The following is a 17,315-nucleotide window of genomic DNA, read 5'->3' on the forward strand; positions in this document are numbered from 1 at the left end:
ACAACTCGCAGACGAGAGGAACCATCCATGGGTGAGGATCGGAAGACCCCGCTTCATCACGAGCACGTAGCGCTCGGAGCTTCGATGACGCCGTTCGGCGGCTGGCTCATGCCGCTGCGGTACACGTCCGACCTGGCCGAGCACCGCGCCGTGCGCGAGGCCGCAGGCCTGTTCGACCTGTCGCACATGGGCAACATCAACGTGACCGGACCCGACGCCGCCGCGTTCCTCGACCATGCGCTCGTCGGGTACATCTCCAAGGTCCGCGAGATGGGTGCGCGCTACTCGATGATCTGCGCCGAGGACGGCAGCGTGCTCGACGACCTGATCGTCTACCACGTCGCACCCGGCGAGTACTCGGTCATCGCGAACGCCTCCAACGCGGAGCTCGTCCTCGCGAAGCTGCAGGAGCGCACCACCGGCTTCGACGTGGCGCTCAAGGACGTCCAGGCGGGCCAGGCTCTGATCGCCGTACAGGGTCCGCGGGCCGCCGAGATCATGCTCGCCACGGCGGGTCTCGCCGAGGATGCCGAGATCTCCGGCGGCACCGCGTTCGCCGACCTCAAGTACTACGCATGCATGGGGATGCGCTTCGAGGGCGTGCCCGTGCTCGTGGGCCGCACGGGGTACACGGGCGAGGACGGGTTCGAGATCTGGGTCCCGGCGGACCAGGCCGTCGCGCTCTGGCGCGCGCTGCTCGTGGCGGGCGAGCCGCTCGGGCTCGTCCCGGCAGGCCTGTCGGCGCGCGACTCGCTGCGCCTCGAGGCCGGCATGCCGCTCTACGGCCACGAGCTCGACACCACCACCACGCCCTTCGAGGCGGGGATGGGGCGCGTGGTGCGCCTCGACAAGGTGACCGACGACGGCTCGCCGCTCCCCTTCGTGGGCCGCGCCGCTCTCGCCGCGCGCAAGGGGTCGGCACCGGCTCGTGTGCTCGTAGGGCTGCGCGGTGAGGGCAAGCGCCCGGCGCGCGCCGACCACGACGTCGTGCTGAGGGCCGAGGGCACCACCCCCGGAACGGTGGTCGGCAAGGTCACCTCCGGGGCGCCGTCGCCCACGCTCGGCTACCCGGTCGCGATGGCGTACGTGACGCCGGAGGTGTCGGCGGAGGGCACGAAGCTCGCCGTCGACGTCCGCGGACGGGCCGAACCGTTCGTGGTCGTGCCCATGCCGTTCTACCGTCGTCCTCAGAACTGAAACCCCCATCCCGCAAGGAGCTGTCATGGCCGACTTCCCCGAGAACCTGAAGTACACCACCGAGCACGAGTGGCTCGACGGTTCCACCCCCGCCGTCATCGGCGTGACCGACGTCGCGGCCGACGCGCTCGGTGACGTCGTCTACCTGGAGCTGCCCGAGGTGGGAGCTACCGTCGAGGCCGGCGCGGTGGTGGGCGAGATCGAGTCCACGAAGTCCGTGTCCGAGCTGTACTCGCCGGTCAGCGGCACCATCACCGAGGTCAACACCGAGGCCGTCGAGAACCCCGAGATCGTGAACAAGGACCCGTACGGCAAGGGCTGGCTCTTCAAGGTCGAGGTGACCGGGGCGGGCGAGCTGCTCACCGCCGCGGAGTACGCCGCGCACACCGGAAGCTGACTTCCGCGGCCTACGGAGGCCGCCGTCGAACCGCCCCTCAGGTCGCCCTTGTGTGCATCTGGGGGGCGGCTTCGGTCTCGGAACGGTAACAGTCGAAAAGTAGCGTCAGAACCGCGTCATGAACTCCATGCGGGGGGCTTAAGCCCATAGCAGCAACCGTAGGCCGGAACCCCAGAACCGGCCGCTGTGTGGAGGAAACCGATCATGAGCGTAATGACCCTTGACCACCGTGTGCCCAGCCTCACCCGTCGAGAGCGGGTAATCCTGGCGAACCTCACCGAGGACGCCACCCTCGAGCAGATCGCTCGACGCCTGTACGTCACCCGTAACACGGTGAAGACGCAGGTCCGTAGCGTCTACCGCAAGCTCGGCGTGTCCTCGCGTGCGGAGGCGATCGCCAAGGCGAACGAGTTCCAGCTCGCTGACTGACACACAGCACACCCCGACGACGGCGCCACTCCCCAGAGGCGTCGTCGTCGTTCTTTGTCCGCGGACGGTCGTTCGTCCGCGGAAGTCGTCGGCGGGTCAGCACGACCCGCCGACGGCGTCCTCGGGTGGGAGACTGCTCCGCATGCAGGAGCCCCTCATCAACGTGGTCGCCGCCGCGATCGTGGACGACCTGAACCATCCCACCCGGCTGCTCGCCGCCCGCCGCTCTGCTCCGGCAGCGCTCGCCGGCCGTTGGGAGTTTCCCGGTGGCAAGCTGGAGCCGGGCGAGGACCACCTCTCCGCGCTGCACCGCGAGCTCGACGAGGAGCTCGGCGTGACGGTGGCCGTCGGCGCCGAGCTGCCGGGGCCGGACGGCGGCGTGTGGTCGATCACCAGCAAGCACCGCATGCGGGTCTGGTTCGCGCAGCTGCGGGACGGCGCGCCCGAACCGCTGGAGGACCACGACGAGCTGCGCTGGCTGACGGCGGCCGAGCTGGACGACGTGCCGTGGCTGGACGGGGACGTCCAGATCGTGACGGCCCTGCACAGGCACTTCGGGCCGGACGGGTCAGTGCGCGCCGGCTGAGACGTTCCTGCGGTTACGGGCCGCCGCGACCCGGTGACCGAGAGGCACGAACGCGCCGTCCATCAGCACGGGCACCACATCGGTGGCGTCGACCTCAGTGGCGATCGTGACGTCGTCGGCGAAGCCGGAGTCGAGCAGCTCGCGCCCGCTCGCGGTCCCGCCCACCGTGTCCCTGGTGTCCTTGGTGCCCTTCCAGAGGGTGATGGTCGCCGCGGTCTCGGGCGAGATGCTGACCTTGGGCAGCATCGTCGTGAGCCGCGCCGCGATGGCACCGACGGCCAGGTAGTCCTCGAGCGCGGGGCGCAACGTGTCGTCGGGCCACCGTTCGCCCACGGGGACCAGCACCACGTCGTGCTTCTCCGACGCGTCCAGGTGTGCGGCCGCGAGGCCGGCCACCGCCTTGGCGTTGCGCAGGCTGCCCGCGACGATGAGGGCGCCCCGGTTGGCGATGGTGTGGCAGATCTGCGCTGCGCTGGGCGAGGGGATGACGAGGCGTTCTGCGTCAAGGTCCTGCAGCGACGCGGGGGAGATGCTGATGCCGTCCTCCCACCGCGGGCCGGCGAGGGCGGCGCGCATGGTGCGCGCGAGCCGGGCCGCTCCCGCTGGATCGTGGTACGGGAAGGGGTACACCCCGGCGCCCTGTTCGCAGGCGACGGTGACAGTGGTGGAGAAGGAGAGCACGTCCACGACGACCACGAGCGACGCGCGCGCATCCGTGGCGGTGAGGGCGAGTGCACCGGAGATGCCCCAGTCCGTGCGCACACGGGCAGGACGCTGGTCGAAGGCGGGGGACGTGTTTGCCACGAACGCATCGTAGTGTCACCTGAACTCGCCCATGTTTCGCGCTGAGCGAACACCATTGCGATCCGGGCAATATTCGCACTCCGGCCGTCGGGCCATAACCGCGCCGCGCAACGCGGCCGCTCGACGCTCCCCCGAGCTCCCCAGAAGGACCGAGCATGCGACGAGTCGCGTCCGCAGCCCTCCCGGTGCCGCCGCACAGAACCTTGACCAACGCACTGACCTGCGCAATCACCGCAGCTTTTGTGCTGTCCCCGGCAGCTGGTGCTGCTGCCGCGCCGTCGCCAGAACGAGAGGACGCCCGGCGCAGCGGTGCCGCGCCGGCGGCTCCGGCACGCTTCGCGAGTGCCCCGTCGCCCTCCGGGAAGCCCGTCGAGATCTCCGCAGATGTCACCCGTCTCGCGTTCGGCGAGCTGGCCGTCAGCACGAGCCGACAGGGCGGTAGATTTGGCTCATGAGTGATTTCGAAGTGGCCCGTAGGCAGAAGCAGGAGCCCACGGCGACCCTGCTGGTACGCGCGATCCTGTGCTTCGTGCTCTTCCTCGGCGGGTTCGCGCTGATCGCCATCGGCGGGGCCGACCAGGGCGCATCGGCGCCGTACCTGTTCGTCGCCGGCATCCTCGCCGTCGGGCTGTCGTTCGGTCTGCCGATGATCGGCGCCACCGAGCGGTAAGCAGCGCACGCCGCAAGCAACGGAACCGAAGAGCGCCTGCCCGTGGCCCGGGCAGGCGCTCTCGTGCGTCTGCGCTTTGCCGACAACGTTTCCGTGCTGCTGTCCGTCCTCAGTGGTGAGCCTGGCGGCGAACGACGTGTTCGCCGGGACAGGGCGCCATCGATCGGACAGGAACCATGATGACTCCGCACAGCACGTCCCGTACTTCCATCCTTCGCCGTGGCCTGGTGGCAGTCGCAGCCGTCGGGCTGTTCGTCGCCGGCCTTGTCGTGTCGCCCGTCGCGCAGGCGGCGCTCCCGCTCGTGGATGCCAGCGAGCGTCACGGCACGGTGATCACTACCCGCATGAACGCGAACGGCGAGACGATCACGGGGAACGTGGCCGCCAACCGGCTCGACCCCGTGGACTTCGTGTACGAGCTCGACCTGCACCTGACCGGTGGCAAGCTCCGCGCCTTCGACGGCGTGGTCACGCTCCAGGGCGTCGACGCGACCCGGGTGCGCCGGTTCCCGGTCACCCTGAACGCCGACGGCGACAGGACCGAGAAGGTCCCGCTCCCCGGGCGCATCACGCCCGGGTTCTATCGTGTGGGTATCGAGTACACCGCGGCGGTCGAGCGGCCCGACGGACGGCTGGTCCTGCACCACGTCGACGTCGACCAGGCCAAGAAGGTCTCGATCCGGCGCGACGTGCATTTCCAGGGGGAGATCACGCATCCCACGGCGACCGACGGACGGCCGTCCCGGATCACGGCCCAGTTCGAGTCGCTGCGCATCAGCCGTGCCGGCGACCTCTCGTGGGGCCCGGTGCGGAACGCGGAGGTGCGGCTCTACCACGACCCGGACGGCCACCTCGAGTTCGAGGAGGAGCCCGTGTTCGTGCGCACGCTCACCGTGGGCCCCGACGGCACCATCTCGACGGTCGTGCCGGCCCGCGAGGGGTCTTGGGAGCTCCGGTACGCGGGGAGCGACCAGACCGTCAGGCGGCACGGCGCGATCCCGCAGGGCAGCGGCGGCGGAGGGTGCGGCTGCTGATCACACCGCCCCGACGGCACACCTCGCCGTCGGCCCGAAGGTCACTGAGGGAGGGGCGCAGCCTTGTGCTGCGGCCCTCTTTTCGGCCTCTGCACTGGCCTCGCAGGCCGTCTCGGGACACGCTGTTACCCGTATGTCACAGGTTTGTTAGAACCCTTGACAGATTAAGGGGCAAGTGAAAACGTGACCTGCACCACGAACGAGCAGGACAAGCCCAAGGAGTAGCAATGGCGCAGTACAGGAGGCTCGGCGGGATCCTCGTGATCACGCTCGCCACGACGACCGGCCTGACGGCCTGCGGGTTCGGCGGGTCGGAGTCGGACGGCGCGGACGGCGGTGCGACCACCCTCGACCTGCTGGTCCCCAGCTACTCCGACGCGTCCCAGGGCCTGTGGGATGACGTGATCGCCGGGTTCGAGGAGACCAACCCGGACATCGACGTGAATCTGCAGATCGAGTCGTGGGACAACCTCGAGTCGGTGATCGCCACCAAGATCCAGGGTGGTGAGGCCCCGGACATCTACAACGGCGGCCCCTTCGCCGGCTTCGCCGCGGACGAGCTGCTGTACCCGGTCGAGGACGTCACCTCCGACGAGACCTACGCCGACTTCCAGCCGACGTTCCTGGAGAACGCCGCCGTGGGCGACACCACGTACGGCCTGCCCTGGATCGCCTCGGCCCGTGCGCTGTTCGTCAACGACGCGCTCCTCGAGGAGGCGGGCGCCGAGGTTCCCGCCACGTGGGACGAGCTGCTCGAGTCCGCCACGAAGGTCTCCGAGCTCGGCGGCGGTGTGGCCGGCTACGGCATGCCGCTCGGTTCCGAGGAGGCGCAGGCCGAGGCGGCCGTGTGGCTGTGGGGCGGCGGCGGCACCTTCGGTGACTCCGACGCCATCACCATCGACGCCCCGGAGAACGCGGCGGGTGCCGAGTTCATCAAGACGATGATCGACGCGGGTGCCACCCAGGCCGACGCCGGCGCGACCGACCGCAGCCCGCTGTTCGACATCTTCGTCCAGGGCAAGGTCGGCATGCAGGTCGGTCTTCCGCCGAGCGTGGGCCAGATCGAGTCGGACAACCCGGACCTCGAGTACTCGATCCACCCCATCCCCACCGAGGACGGCAGCCCGTTCACGCTCGGTGTGGCCGACCACCTCATGGCGTTCCAGAACGACGGTGACAAGCAGGAGGCCATCACTGCCTTCTTCGACTACCTCTACACCGCCGACGTGTACGTCCCGTGGGTCCAGGGCGAGGGCTTCCTGCCCACCACCCTCTCGGGCTCCGAGCAGCTGGCCGACGACGAGACGCTCGCCCCGTTCCTCGAGGTGCTGCCGGACGCGCAGTTCTACCCCGGTACCAACCCGGACTGGTCGGCAGCTGACTCCGCGTTCAAGGCCCTCTTCGGCCAGCTCGACAGCGACAAGTCCGCGCAGGACGTCCTCGCCGAGATCCAGGAACAGGTCGACGCCGGCTGACGCCTGGTGCTGACCGCTCCACAGCAAGCCCGCGTCGACGACATCCGACGCTGAACGAAAGCACGAGGAACCCCTGGTGAAGGACCTTTTGAAGGCCCTGCCATGGATCGGGCCCGCGGTCGCACTCATTGCGGCCGTGGTCCTGTTCCCGGTAGGCCTGATGTTCTGGAACTCGACCCGCGACATCAGTCAGAGCGGCGTGGACGACGGGGGCGTCGGCCTCGCGAACTTCGCGACGGTGGTCGGCTTCCAGTACTTCTGGCCGATCCTCGGGCGGACCGTCATCTGGGTGGTCGTCGTCGTGGGTCTCACCCTGCTCGGGTCGCTCGCCCTCGCGGCGCTGCTGAACAAGGCGTTCCCCGGGCGCCGCCTGGTGCGCATGGCCGTGATCGTGCCGTGGGCCGCCAGTGTGGTCATGACCACACTGGTGGTGCACTACGGCCTGGAGCCGTACTTCGGCATCATCAACTCGTTCCTCGTGGACATCGGCCTGATCGACACCCCCGAGGGCTACGGCTGGACCCGGCACCCCGAGACCGCGTTCGCGTGGGCCATCGTGGTCGCCGTGTTCGTGTCGCTGCCGTTCACGACCTACACGATCCTGGCCGGCCTGCAGACGGTGCCCGGCGAGACCGTCGAGGCCGCGCGCCTCGACGGCGCCAGCGGGCTGCGGACCTACTTCAGCGTGGTGCTGCCGCAGCTGCGGGGTGCGGTGTCGGTGGCGGTGCTGATCAACATCATCAACGTGTTCAACTCGCTGCCGATCCTGCGTGTCATGACGGGGTCCATCCCCGGCTACGACGCCGACACCGTGATGACCATGATCTTCAAGTACATGCAGAACCAGCGGCAGATCGACCTGGCCAGCGCGCTGTCCGTCATCGCGTTCCTGGTGGTCATCGGGATCGTCGCCATCTATGTGCGGGTCGTCCGCCCCCTCGAGGAGGTCTGATGACCGTGACCACCGCATCGGCGACCGCGCCGCGCAAGGCGACCCGGCCGCCGTCGGACAACCGGAAGCGCGTACGGAAGTACACGGCGGACCAGGTACCGATCGGGTCCCTGCTGGTGCGCATGTTCGCAGGCCTCGTCGTGCTGGTCGTGTTCATGCTGCCGTACCTGATCATGTTCTTCGGCTCGGTGAAGACCAAGGCCGAGATCAGGTCGGTCGATCCCACCTACTTCCCCACGGAGTGGCACTGGGAGAACTACGTCACGATGTGGGCGACGCCCGAGACGCCGCTGCTGCAGAACCTGATCTCCACCCTGGTGATCTCGCTGTGCGCCACGCTGCTCGTGCTCGCCGTGGCGCTGCCTGCCGCGTACTACACGGCACGGTTCCGGTTTCCCGGCCGGCTCGTGTTCCTGTTCCTCGTGATCGTGACCCAGATGGTGCAGCCCGCGGTGCTGACGTCGGGCCTGTTCCGTCAGTTCATCGCCCTCGGGATCCTCGACACGTGGGCCGCGATGATCCTGGTCAACGCGGCGTTCAACCTGTCGTTCGCGGTCTGGATCATGCACAGCTTCTTCGCGAGCATCCCGAAGGAGGTGGACGAGGCCGCGCAGATCGACGGCGCGGGCACGTTCACCGTCCTGACGAAGATCAACCTGCCGCTGGTGTGGCCGGGGATCGTGACGGCGGTGGTGTTCACGTTCGTCGCGTCCTGGAACGAGTTCGCGGCGTCGCTGGTGCTGCTGTCGACGGCAGGCAACCAGCCGCTGTCCGTGGCGCTGACGAAGTTCGTGGGTCAGTACGAGACGTCGTGGCACTACGTGTTCGGGGTGTCCATCGTGGCGATCGTGCCCGTGGTCATCCTGTTCATGGCCATCGAGAAGCGGCTCGTGGGCGGCCTGGTGGCCGGGTCGGTGAAGTAGGCGAGCGTCTTCGGCCCGCATGGTCGGTGAGCCAGGTCGTCTCGACCGTCGGACGAATTCTGTCCCAGTGGTGGACATTCGCTTAGCATGGTGGCGAACCCATCCAGAGCGGTCGAGAGTCCTGGCTCCCTGACACCGCAGCAACCTGCCGACTTCCTGCCTCGAGGCCGTGGCGTGAGGACGTAAGGTGCTCACGCCAGGTTCGATGGAGCAGCCATGGTCGCCGAGGTACACCCGCACCGCCCCACGGTCTCGTTCGAGCTCATGCCACCGCGCAGGCCCGACGCCGCACCGAACTTCTGGGAGACGGCGCAGCGGCTCGTGGCGGCCCGCCCCGACTTCGTGTCCGTCACGTACGGCGCCGCGGGCGGTGACCGGGCGACGTCGCGCGAGGTGCTCGCCACGCTGCTCAGGGGCACGCCTGTGCTTCCGGTGGCCCACCTGACCTGCGTGGGGGCGTCCCGCGAGGACGTGTCCGAGGTGATCGACGAGTTCCTCGACGCCGGCGTGCGGTCGTTCCTCGCGCTGCGGGGGGACCCGCCGCGCGACGAGCCCGACTGGCGTCCCGCGGACGACGACGTGCGTTCGAGCATCGACCTGGTCCGGCTGCTGCGGCAGGTGGACGAACGTCGTTGCGCGGCGGACGCCAGCACCGCCCTGCGGTCCGCCGCCCGCCCGCTCACCATCGCCGTCGCGACGTTCCCGGACGGCAATCCCGGGGCCGGTACCACCCGCGAGCAGGAGGTGCGGCGGCTCCTGGAGAAGCAGGAGGCCGGTGCGAGCTTCGCGATCACCCAGTTCTTCTACCGGGCCGAGTCCTACACCGGGTTCGTCGAGTCGGCTCGCGCGGCGGGGGTGACCATCCCGATCCTCGCCGGGATCCTGCCCGCCACGGAGGCCCGTCGCCTGCGCCGCGTCGAGGAGCTCACGGGCGTCGCCGCGCCGGCCGACCTCCTGCGGGAGCTCGACCGGCTCACGGGGCCCGGCGGCGACGTCGACCCCGAGGCCCAGCACGAGCGCGGCCTCCAGTACTCCACGACGCTCGCGCGCGACGTGCTCGACGCCGGTGCCCCCGGCGTGCACGTGTACACGTTCAACAAGCACCGCCCGGCCCTGGACCTCCTGGACCGCATAGGCCTGACAGGCCGCGCAGCGGCCTGAGGTATCGCTTGGGCGTATGGACCCGATGTGATGTACCGAGGGGTTGCCAGGTCGGCCGATACTACGGATGAAATCGGCCCGTACCCCCAGCGACCGAACCCGTGGAGGCACCACCGTGCACGATCACGATCACAGCGCCACCGACCACAACCAAGACAGCCACGCTTCGCTCGGACGGCGCGACCTGCTGCGCAGCGCCGTCGTCCTCGGCATCGGTGCCGCGGGCGCGACGATCGCGGCACCCGCGGTCGCTGCTCCCGCCGTCGTCGGTCCTGTCGGCACCGCCCCGGCGCGAGTCGGCGAACCCTCGCAGTCCCTGGCGCCCGACCCGGAGGCGCCGGCCGACGCCCCTCCCGGGGCCCAGGCCGGGGTGGAGGTCGCCGCGCCGGTCATCGCCAGCTGTGGCACCTGGGGCGCGGCCGCTCCCCGGGGCACCATCGAGCCGGTCTCGACCAACCCGAACAAGATCCTGATCCACCACACGGCGTCGGCGAACGTCACCGACTACTCGCAGGCCGCCGGCTACCAGATCGCCCGCGACATCCAGCAGTGGCACTTCGACAACGGCTGGGTCGACACCGGCCAGCACCTCACGCTGAGCCGCGGCGGTTACGTGATGGAAGGCCGGCGCGGGTCGCTTGCCCGGCTCCAGAGCGGCAGCGGAACGGTGGTGGGTGCACACGCGCCGGGGCAGAACAGCCAGGCCATCGGCATCGAGAACCAGGGCACGTACACGAGCGCCACTCCGCCGGCGCAGCTCTGGAGCCGCCTGGTCGAGCTGTGCGCCTACATCTGTGATCAGTACGGGATCGCGCCGACCCAGATCTACGGGCACCGGGACTACACCGCGACGGCCTGCCCGGGTGACGTCCTGTACTCGATGCTGCCGCAGCTCCGGTCGGAGGTTGCGGCGGCCCTGGCGGGCTCCAGCTGGTCGGTCATCGTCGACAACACGTCGTCGGGATTCGCGGCGGGTGGGTCATGGCTGACGTCGTCCTACTCGGCCGAGCGTTACGGCGCGAGCTACCGCTACGCGACGCCTGCCGAGGTGAGCGACCTGGCGACGTTCTCGGCGACGATCCCGTCCAACGGTTCGTACCGGGTGGAGGCGTGGTTCCCGGGCATCGCGGGCTACAACACGTCCACGCCGTTCATCGTCTACACGGGGACCGGCTCGTCGACCATCAGGGTGGACCAGTCCACGGGCGGCGGCGCCTGGCTCTCGCTCGGTACGTACGCCATGACGGCGGGCACCCGCACGGTGGTGGCCGTCAGCCGCTGGACGCAGGGCACGGCGTACGTGATCGCGGACGCCATCCGCATCACGCGCCTCTAGCTCCGGTGTCAGACGTACAGGTCACCCAGGTGACCTGTACGTCTGACACGTCAGTCGTCCGCGCGTTCCTGGCCGCTCATCGCCTGGATGGACTGCATGACCTGCTCCGTCAGCTCGCGGCGGGCCTGGGCGGGCTTGGTGCCCGCCGCGATCTGGCGGGACGGGTCGATAGGCACGCCGAAGTGCAGCTCCACCCGGGCGAACCGCGGCATCTTGCCGATGGGCTTCACCTTGTCCGTCCCGAGCAGGGCCACGGGCACGACGGGCGCCTTGCCGGTCAGAGCCAGCCAGGCGACGCCGGTGTGCCCCTTGTGCAGCTTGCCGTCGCGCGAGCGCGTGCCCTCGGGGTAGATGCCGAATGCGCCGCCGCGCTGCAGGACGGCGAGCGCGTCCTCGAGGGAGCGCTGGCCGGCGCGCGGGTCGTCCCGCTGCACCGGGATGTCGCCCATCTTGGTGAAGAACCAGCGGGAGAGGCGCCCCTTGATCCCCTTGCCGGTCCAGTACTCGGCCTTGGCCAGGAACGCGACGTGGCGCGGCGCCATGATCGGGATGAGCAGCGAGTCGATGAACGACAGATGGTTGCTCGCCAGGATCACGGCGCCGCGCTTCGGGATGTTCTGCAGGCCAGTGACGCGCGGGCGCAGAAGCACTAGCACGAGGAGCGAGAGGATGAGCTTGAGGAACCGGTACGTCACCGGCCTATTGTGCACCCCCCAAGCGAACCTGTGGACGGGGTGATATGTGGTGAAAAAGACTAAAGGGACCCACAAGAACCCCGTCTCCGGCCACCACGTCTAGCTGACTGTCGCCTCGGCGTTCTCCGCCGCCTCCACGGCCGCCACCTGGGCCTGCACCTCCCGCACGCGCGCGACGTCGAGCTTCTCGCCGCGGTCGAACCGGTAGATCCCGTTCTCCTCCTGGAACACGTCGGTGAGCTGTGTGTAGCAGTAGGCGAACATTCGCGGGTCGCCGAGCAGCGCCTCCGTGAGCCCGCGGAACCGGGCGTGGAACTCCTCCTCGTCCGCGACCCGCTGGCCGTAGCCCCAGGAGTCGGGCGAGCTGCCCGACGCGGTCGCGGCCACGTCCGGGTTCCACCAGATGCCGCCGTACTCGCTGACGAAGTACGGCTGACCCCGGTACGGCACCGACATCTTGGTGCCGTCGTCCCGCGTGTTCTCGTACGGCTGCCCCTCGGCGAGGTTGCCCACGAGCTCCGCGAACTTCTCCGGCTCCTGCTCGTACAGGTGCGAGTCCCAGACGTCGGTCTCGAGGACGCGGTGCGAGTAGCCGCTGGCGTCCAGCACGGGCCGGGACGGGTCGGCCACCTTGGTGGCGAGCCACATCGCCCGGGTGACGTCGTCGAGCTGCGTGATGCGGTCGTGCAGGTCCTGGTGCGTCTCGTTGAGCGGGCACCAGCCGATGATCGACGGGTGGGAGTGGTCGCGCTGCAGCGCCTCCATCCACTCGGCGACGAACGACGTCGTCGGCCGCTGGCCGTCGGCGGGCGTGCCGTGGCCGCTGACGCCCCAGTCGCCGAACTCGCCCCAGACCAGGTAGCCGAGCCGGTCGGCGTGGAACAGGTAGCGCTCCTCGAAGACCTTCTGGTGCAGGCGCGCGCCGTTGAACCCGGCCGCCAGGCCCAGCTCGATGTCGCGGGCGAGCGCGGCGTCCGACGGCGCGGTCATGAGCGACTCGGGCCAGTAGCCCTGGTCGAGCACGAGCCGCTGGAACACCGCCTCGCCGTTGATCCGCACGGCCTGCCCGTCGATGGACACGGAGCGCAGGCCGCCGTAGGAGCGCACGGAGTCGACGACGGCGCCGTCGGCGTCGCGCAGCTCGACGTCGATCCCGTACAGGTGGGGGTCGCCCGGACCCCAGGTGCGTACGCGGTCCGCGGGGACGACGACGCGCAGCGCGGGCGCCAGGTCGAGGTCGGCGCGCGCGGTGGCGGTCGCGACCTCGCCGTCCGCGTCGGTCACGGTGGCGGTGACGGTGTGGCCGCGCCGGTTGGCCGACAGCGGCACCACGACGTCGAACGCCGTGCTGGCCAGGTCGGGCGTGATGCGCGGGCGGCGCAGGTGCGCGGCCGGGACCGGCTCCAGCCACACCGTCTGCCAGATGCCCGTGGTCCGGGTGTAGTTGCACTCGAAGTTCGCGTAGCGGTTGCTCTGCTTGCCGCGGGCCTGCGGCCCGTGCCGGGTGTCGCGGGCCCGCACGACGACGGTGACCGTGTCCCCGGGGCTCGCGATGCCGTGCAGGTCGGCCGTGAACGGGGTGAACCCGCCGCGGTGCCGCACCACCTCGGTGCCCTCGACCCACACGGTGGTGTCGTGGTCGACGGCACCGAAGTGCAGCAGGACGTGCGGGTCGTCGCCCACGGCGGCCCACTCCGCGGGGACGGTGACCTCGCGGCGGTACCAGACCGCCTCGAGGAAGTCGGTGTTCTCGATGCCGGAGAGCTGCGACTCAGGTGCGAACGGGACGACGATCTCGCCTTGGAGCGCACGTTCGACGAGGCCGCGCTCGAGCCCGGAGTCGCCGGGGTCGACCTCGAACTGCCACGTGCCGTTGAGGTTGAGCCAGCGGTCGCGGGCCATCTGCGGGCGGGGATACTCGGGGCGCGGTACGGCGGTGGCCGTTGGTTCGCCGGCAGGCGAGAAGCGGTCGAGGAAGGTCATCAGCTGCTCCGTTGCGTCTACGACAGGTGCGCGGCGATTCAACACCGCATCCGACCGAAATGCAACGTTGTATCAACTCGGTGGTTCTTGCCGAGCCCTCGCACCGCCCCCAGCCAGGGCCGTGCGAGGGCTGCTCGGGGCTCAGTCGCGACTGCTCTCCCGGACCAGCAGGCGGTGCGGCACCAGCGCGTCGACCGGCTCGACGGCGGCGTTCTCGAGCTGCGCGAGGATCCGGTCCACTGCCGTCTCCGCTATCGCGCGCAGGTCCGGCGCCACGGTCGTCAGCGAGGGGTTCGAGTACCGGCCGTCCTCGGTGTTGTCCCACCCCGTGACGGCGAGGTCGGCAGGGACCCGCACCCCGTTGCGGCGCAACGCATAGAGCGCGCCCAGGGCCAGCTCGTCGTTGGCGCACACCAGCCCGTCGATCTGGCCGATCCGGGGCAGCACCTGCTCGATGGTCTCCGCGCCCGCCGGCCGCGAGAACTGAGGGCACTGGAGCACCCAGCGCTCGTCGACCTCGATGCCCGCGGCGGCGTGGGCGTCGAGGAAACCCTGGACGCGCTGCGCGCCGGTGCGTCCGGCGCCGGGCGGTTCGGCGCCGAGGAACCCGAGCCTGCGCCGTCCTGAGTCCAGCAGATGCTTCGTGACCTGGGCTGCGGCGTCCACGTTGTCGATGCTGACATGGTCCGTCCGGCGCGCGCGGGTGGGATCCGGGTCGGCCCGCTCGCCCAGGAGCACCAGGGGTACGGGACCGCGCACCTCGTCGATCTCGGCAGGAGGTAGCTCCAGCGGCGAGAAGATGATGCCGTCGATCGCCTGGACGTCGAAGCCGCGTGCCACCTCGAGCTCGGTGTCGCGCGAGGACCTCGTCTCCTCGATGAGCACGCGGTACCCGCGGGAGCTGCCGACCTCGATCACCTCGTGGGCGAGCACCGCGAAGTACGGCGCGTGCACCCACGGCACGGCGAGCGCGAGCGTGTTGGTGCGGCCCCGCCGCAGCTGGCGTCCGGCGAGGTTGGGCCGGTAGCCCAGCTCGGCGATCACGGCCTCCACCCGGGCCCGGGTCGCGTCACCGACGCGTCCCGTGTCGTTCACAACGTTGGAGACAGTTTTCCAGGAGACGCCCGCAGCAGCAGCGACCTCCTTGATGCCGACGCGGCGACCCACTTGCTCCGACAACCCATCACTTCCTTCCGCACCCGTTGCCGACCCGTTGCCCCTTGACGGGACGCTCGGCCTAGTCCATCGTGATCCAACGTTGGATCGCAACGTTGCACCATTGGAGGTCGACGATGACCGTGCTACGAGGACGTGGCGCCCCAGGGCGGGAAAGCTCAGCGCTCGCGTCAAGAACCCGCAGTCGTGCCGAGAGCTCCGGCGGCCTGAGCCGCCGTGACCTGCTTCGCGCGGCGCTGGTCGGCGCCGGCGGTGTCGCGCTGGGCGGGGCGCTCGCGGGCTGCGCCGCACCAGGCGCGGTCGGTGCGGGCCGGACGCCGGTCATGATCTGGGACCTGTTCTCGGGCGGTGACGGCGCGCTCATGCAGGAGATGGTGGGTGCGGTCGCGTCCGCGAACCCGGACATCGCCGTCGAGTCGACGACGCTGGCCTGGGGGCCGCCCTACTACACCAAGCTGGCGATGGCGTCGTCGGGCGGACGGCCGCCGGAGGCCGCCGTCATGCACATGTCCCGGCTGGCCGGGTACGCACCGGGCGGGCTCCTGGAGCCGTTCGACCTGGACGCGCTCGCGCAGCTCGGGGTGCGTGAGGAGCACTTCGCTCCCGCCGTCTGGCAGAAGGCCCAGTACGACGGGCAGCTCTACGCGCTGCCGCTGGACACGCACCCGTACATCACGTTCCACAACCCGACGATCGTCAAGGACGCGGGCCTCGCGCGAACGGACGGCAAGCTCGACCTGGACGCCGTCACCGGCGCGGACGCCTTCCTCGCAGCAGGCCGTGCGATGGCCGAGGTCACGGGCGAGACCGGCGTCGGCTGGGGCTACCAGCGCGACCCCGCCGGATGCTGGCGCATGTTCTGGGGCCTCTACTCGCAGAACGGCGGCGAGTACGAGCTCACGCCCGGCCGCCCCGCGGCGCTCGACGAGGAGGCCGCCGCGGAGGTCTTCGAGTTCCTGCAGGAGATGGTCGACGGCACGGTCGCCGCGAAGAACCAGGACGGCAACGCCGCAGCCGCCCGCTTCATGGCACAGCGCACGGGCATGATGTTCGCCGGCGAGTGGGACCTGCCGATGTTCCGCGACGCACTGCCCGACGTCGGGGCCACGCAGTTCCCGGCGATCTTCGACACGCCGGCCAACTACGCCGACTCCCACGCGTTCGTGCTGCCCCGGCAGGGACAGCCCGACCCCGCCGGGCGCGAGGCGACCTACCGCGTCCTCGCCGGCCTCCTCAAGGAGGGCCTGACCTGGGCCTCGGCGGGGCACATCCCCGCCTACCAGCCCATCGTCGAGGAGCCCGCGTACCAGGAGCTCACGCCGCAGCGCGACTACGCACCCGCGGCCGAGATCGCCGTCTTCGACCCCGACGCCTGGTTCACCGGCGGCGGCAGCGACTTCCAGGTCCGCATGGCCGACGCGATGACGGACACCCTCGCGGGCACGGCACCGCCGCGTACCGCCGTGACCCGGATGCTGAGCGAGATGGACCGGTTCCTCGCCCTGCCCAACCCCGCCTGATCGAGAGGACGACGATGACTGTCTCGAAGACCGGCGTCACCGCGCCCGCGGGGCCGGCAGCGCCAGACACCCCCGCGAGACGTTCCGGCACGGCCGCCGGGACCCCCCGCAAGCCCATGCGCGAGCGCGACAGGTCCGGGTACCTGTTCGTCGCGCCGTTCGCCGTCGCCACCGGCCTCTTCCTCGTGGTGCCGACGCTCTACGGCCTGTGGATGAGCTTCACCAACCAGAGCCTCACGGGCGCCGGGAGCGAGTTCATCGGCTTCGCCAACTACGTGGAGGCGTTCGGCGACCCCCAGGTGTGGCAGACGCTGTGGCACACCGTGTGGTTCACGATCCTCAGCACGGTGCCCCTGGTGCTCGTGGCCCTGGTCATGGCGCTGCTCGTGCACACCGGACTGCCCGGCCAGTGGGTGTGGCGCATGTCGTTCTTCGCGCCCTACCTGCTGACCAGCGCCGTCGTCTGGCACCTGAGCAACTGGATGTTCCAGCCCGACATCGGCCTGCTCGACACCTGGATCACCGGCCTGGGCCTGGATCCCCTCGGCTGGCTCACCGACGAGAACGTAGCCATGTTCTCCATCGCCGGGGTCACCGTGTGGTGGACCGTCGGCTTCAACTTCCTGCTCTACCTGGCGGCGCTGCAGGGCATCCCGGCGCAGCAGTACGAGGCAGCGACGATCGACGGCGCGGGCGGCTGGCGCCGGCTGTTCTCCATCACGCTGCCCCAGCTGCGCACGATCACGGGCGTCATCGTGGTGCTGCAGCTCCTCGCCTCGCTCAAGGTGTTCGACCAGATCTACCTGCTCACCCAGGGCGGGCCCAACGGCAGCACGCGGCCGATCCTGGAGTACATCTACGACACCGGCTTCACCAACTACCGGCTCGGCTACGCCTCGGCGATCTCCTACGTGTTCTTCGCCCTGATCCTTGTCTTCACGCTGGTGCGGCTGCTGCCGGCCCGGAAGGAGGCCTGA

General features: G+C 70.0%; 17 protein-coding genes. 13 read left to right on the forward strand and 4 right to left on the reverse strand.

Features of this window, described 5'->3' with window-relative positions; genetic code table 11:
• Nucleotides 1-27 precede the first annotated feature (27 nt).
• From gcvT to ACQEVI_RS11735, 4 genes are all read left to right on the forward strand, one after another.
• Nucleotides 28-1,197, forward strand: coding sequence for a glycine cleavage system aminomethyltransferase GcvT (gene gcvT / locus ACQEVI_RS11720; RefSeq protein WP_432898560.1), 1,170 nt, complete (start codon nucleotides 28-30; stop codon nucleotides 1,195-1,197).
• A 25-nt stretch (nucleotides 1,198-1,222) separates the two neighbouring features.
• On the forward strand, nucleotides 1,223-1,594 hold the full coding sequence (gcvH, locus tag ACQEVI_RS11725) for a glycine cleavage system protein GcvH (RefSeq protein ID WP_357448238.1): 372 nt from the start codon (nucleotides 1,223-1,225) through the stop codon (nucleotides 1,592-1,594).
• Between the two features lie 204 nt (nucleotides 1,595-1,798).
• Nucleotides 1,799-2,023 (forward strand): helix-turn-helix transcriptional regulator, encoded by a 225-nt coding sequence (locus ACQEVI_RS11730; RefSeq protein WP_357448240.1) that lies wholly within the window; start codon nucleotides 1,799-1,801, stop codon nucleotides 2,021-2,023.
• A gap of 142 nt (nucleotides 2,024-2,165) precedes the next feature.
• On the forward strand, nucleotides 2,166-2,609 hold the full coding sequence (locus ACQEVI_RS11735; RefSeq protein ID WP_432898564.1) for a (deoxy)nucleoside triphosphate pyrophosphohydrolase: 444 nt from the start codon (nucleotides 2,166-2,168) through the stop codon (nucleotides 2,607-2,609).
• Here ACQEVI_RS11735 and ACQEVI_RS11740 read toward each other — a convergent pair.
• A complete protein-coding gene (locus ACQEVI_RS11740; RefSeq protein ID WP_432898567.1) occupies nucleotides 2,592-3,413 on the reverse strand; it encodes a 2-phosphosulfolactate phosphatase in 822 nt (273 codons plus the stop codon). The two genes, ACQEVI_RS11735 and ACQEVI_RS11740, sit on opposite strands and share 18 nt — an antisense overlap.
• Before the next feature lie 451 nt (nucleotides 3,414-3,864).
• On the opposite strand from ACQEVI_RS11740, the gene ACQEVI_RS11745 reads away from it, so the two are divergent.
• The 7 genes from ACQEVI_RS11745 to ACQEVI_RS11775 all read left to right on the forward strand — a co-directional run bounded on the left by ACQEVI_RS11745 (nucleotide 3,865) and on the right by ACQEVI_RS11775 (nucleotide 10,964).
• Nucleotides 3,865-4,083, forward strand: coding sequence for a hypothetical protein (locus ACQEVI_RS11745; protein ID WP_432898570.1), 219 nt, complete (start codon nucleotides 3,865-3,867; stop codon nucleotides 4,081-4,083).
• 227 nt (nucleotides 4,084-4,310) lie between these two features.
• Nucleotides 4,311-5,117 (forward strand): hypothetical protein, encoded by an 807-nt coding sequence (locus tag ACQEVI_RS11750; RefSeq protein ID WP_432898573.1) that lies wholly within the window; start codon nucleotides 4,311-4,313, stop codon nucleotides 5,115-5,117.
• A 227-nt stretch (nucleotides 5,118-5,344) separates the two neighbouring features.
• Nucleotides 5,345-6,592 (forward strand): extracellular solute-binding protein, encoded by a 1,248-nt coding sequence (locus ACQEVI_RS11755; protein ID WP_432898576.1) that lies wholly within the window; start codon nucleotides 5,345-5,347, stop codon nucleotides 6,590-6,592.
• A gap of 76 nt (nucleotides 6,593-6,668) precedes the next feature.
• Nucleotides 6,669-7,544, forward strand: a complete 876-nt coding sequence (locus ACQEVI_RS11760) for a carbohydrate ABC transporter permease (protein ID WP_419704819.1) — start codon at nucleotides 6,669-6,671, stop codon at nucleotides 7,542-7,544.
• Complete coding sequence (locus ACQEVI_RS11765) at nucleotides 7,544-8,467, forward strand: carbohydrate ABC transporter permease (RefSeq protein WP_432898579.1); 924 nt, start codon at nucleotides 7,544-7,546, stop codon at nucleotides 8,465-8,467. The genes ACQEVI_RS11760 and ACQEVI_RS11765 overlap by 1 nt, the downstream gene beginning before the upstream one ends.
• A 216-nt stretch (nucleotides 8,468-8,683) precedes the next feature.
• Nucleotides 8,684-9,628, forward strand: coding sequence for a methylenetetrahydrofolate reductase (locus ACQEVI_RS11770; RefSeq protein ID WP_432898582.1), 945 nt, complete (start codon nucleotides 8,684-8,686; stop codon nucleotides 9,626-9,628).
• A gap of 115 nt (nucleotides 9,629-9,743) precedes the next feature.
• Entirely contained in the window at nucleotides 9,744-10,964 is a 1,221-nt protein-coding gene (locus ACQEVI_RS11775) for an N-acetylmuramoyl-L-alanine amidase (protein WP_432898585.1), read from the forward strand.
• 50 nt (nucleotides 10,965-11,014) lie between these two features.
• Here the strand turns inward: ACQEVI_RS11775 and ACQEVI_RS11780 are convergent, their stop codons facing one another.
• The 3 genes from ACQEVI_RS11780 to ACQEVI_RS11790 all read right to left on the reverse strand — a co-directional run bounded on the left by ACQEVI_RS11780 (nucleotide 11,015) and on the right by ACQEVI_RS11790 (nucleotide 14,821).
• A complete protein-coding gene (locus ACQEVI_RS11780) occupies nucleotides 11,015-11,659 on the reverse strand; it encodes a lysophospholipid acyltransferase family protein (protein ID WP_432898588.1) in 645 nt (214 codons plus the stop codon).
• Between the two features lie 99 nt (nucleotides 11,660-11,758).
• Nucleotides 11,759-13,642 carry a glycoside hydrolase family 2 protein gene (locus ACQEVI_RS11785; RefSeq protein ID WP_432898591.1) on the reverse strand — a complete coding sequence of 628 codons (1,884 nt, stop codon included), beginning with the start codon at nucleotides 13,640-13,642 and terminating at the stop codon, nucleotides 11,759-11,761.
• Between the two features lie 141 nt (nucleotides 13,643-13,783).
• Nucleotides 13,784-14,821, reverse strand: coding sequence for a LacI family DNA-binding transcriptional regulator (locus tag ACQEVI_RS11790; RefSeq protein ID WP_432898594.1), 1,038 nt, complete (start codon nucleotides 14,819-14,821; stop codon nucleotides 13,784-13,786).
• 113 nt (nucleotides 14,822-14,934) lie between these two features.
• Here ACQEVI_RS11790 and ACQEVI_RS11795 point away from each other — a divergent pair, with 113 nt between their 5' ends.
• Together ACQEVI_RS11795 and ACQEVI_RS11800 are read left to right on the forward strand one after the other, a co-directional pair.
• On the forward strand, nucleotides 14,935-16,338 hold the full coding sequence (locus ACQEVI_RS11795; protein WP_432898597.1) for an extracellular solute-binding protein: 1,404 nt from the start codon (nucleotides 14,935-14,937) through the stop codon (nucleotides 16,336-16,338).
• A 14-nt stretch (nucleotides 16,339-16,352) separates the two neighbouring features.
• Nucleotides 16,353-17,315: a carbohydrate ABC transporter permease gene (locus ACQEVI_RS11800; RefSeq protein WP_432898600.1), complete on the forward strand. Its 963-nt coding sequence runs from the start codon at nucleotides 16,353-16,355 to the stop codon at nucleotides 17,313-17,315.

It is taken from the genome of Promicromonospora sp. CA-289599 (assembly GCF_050936155.1).
Lineage (GTDB): Bacteria > Actinomycetota > Actinomycetes > Actinomycetales > Cellulomonadaceae > Promicromonospora.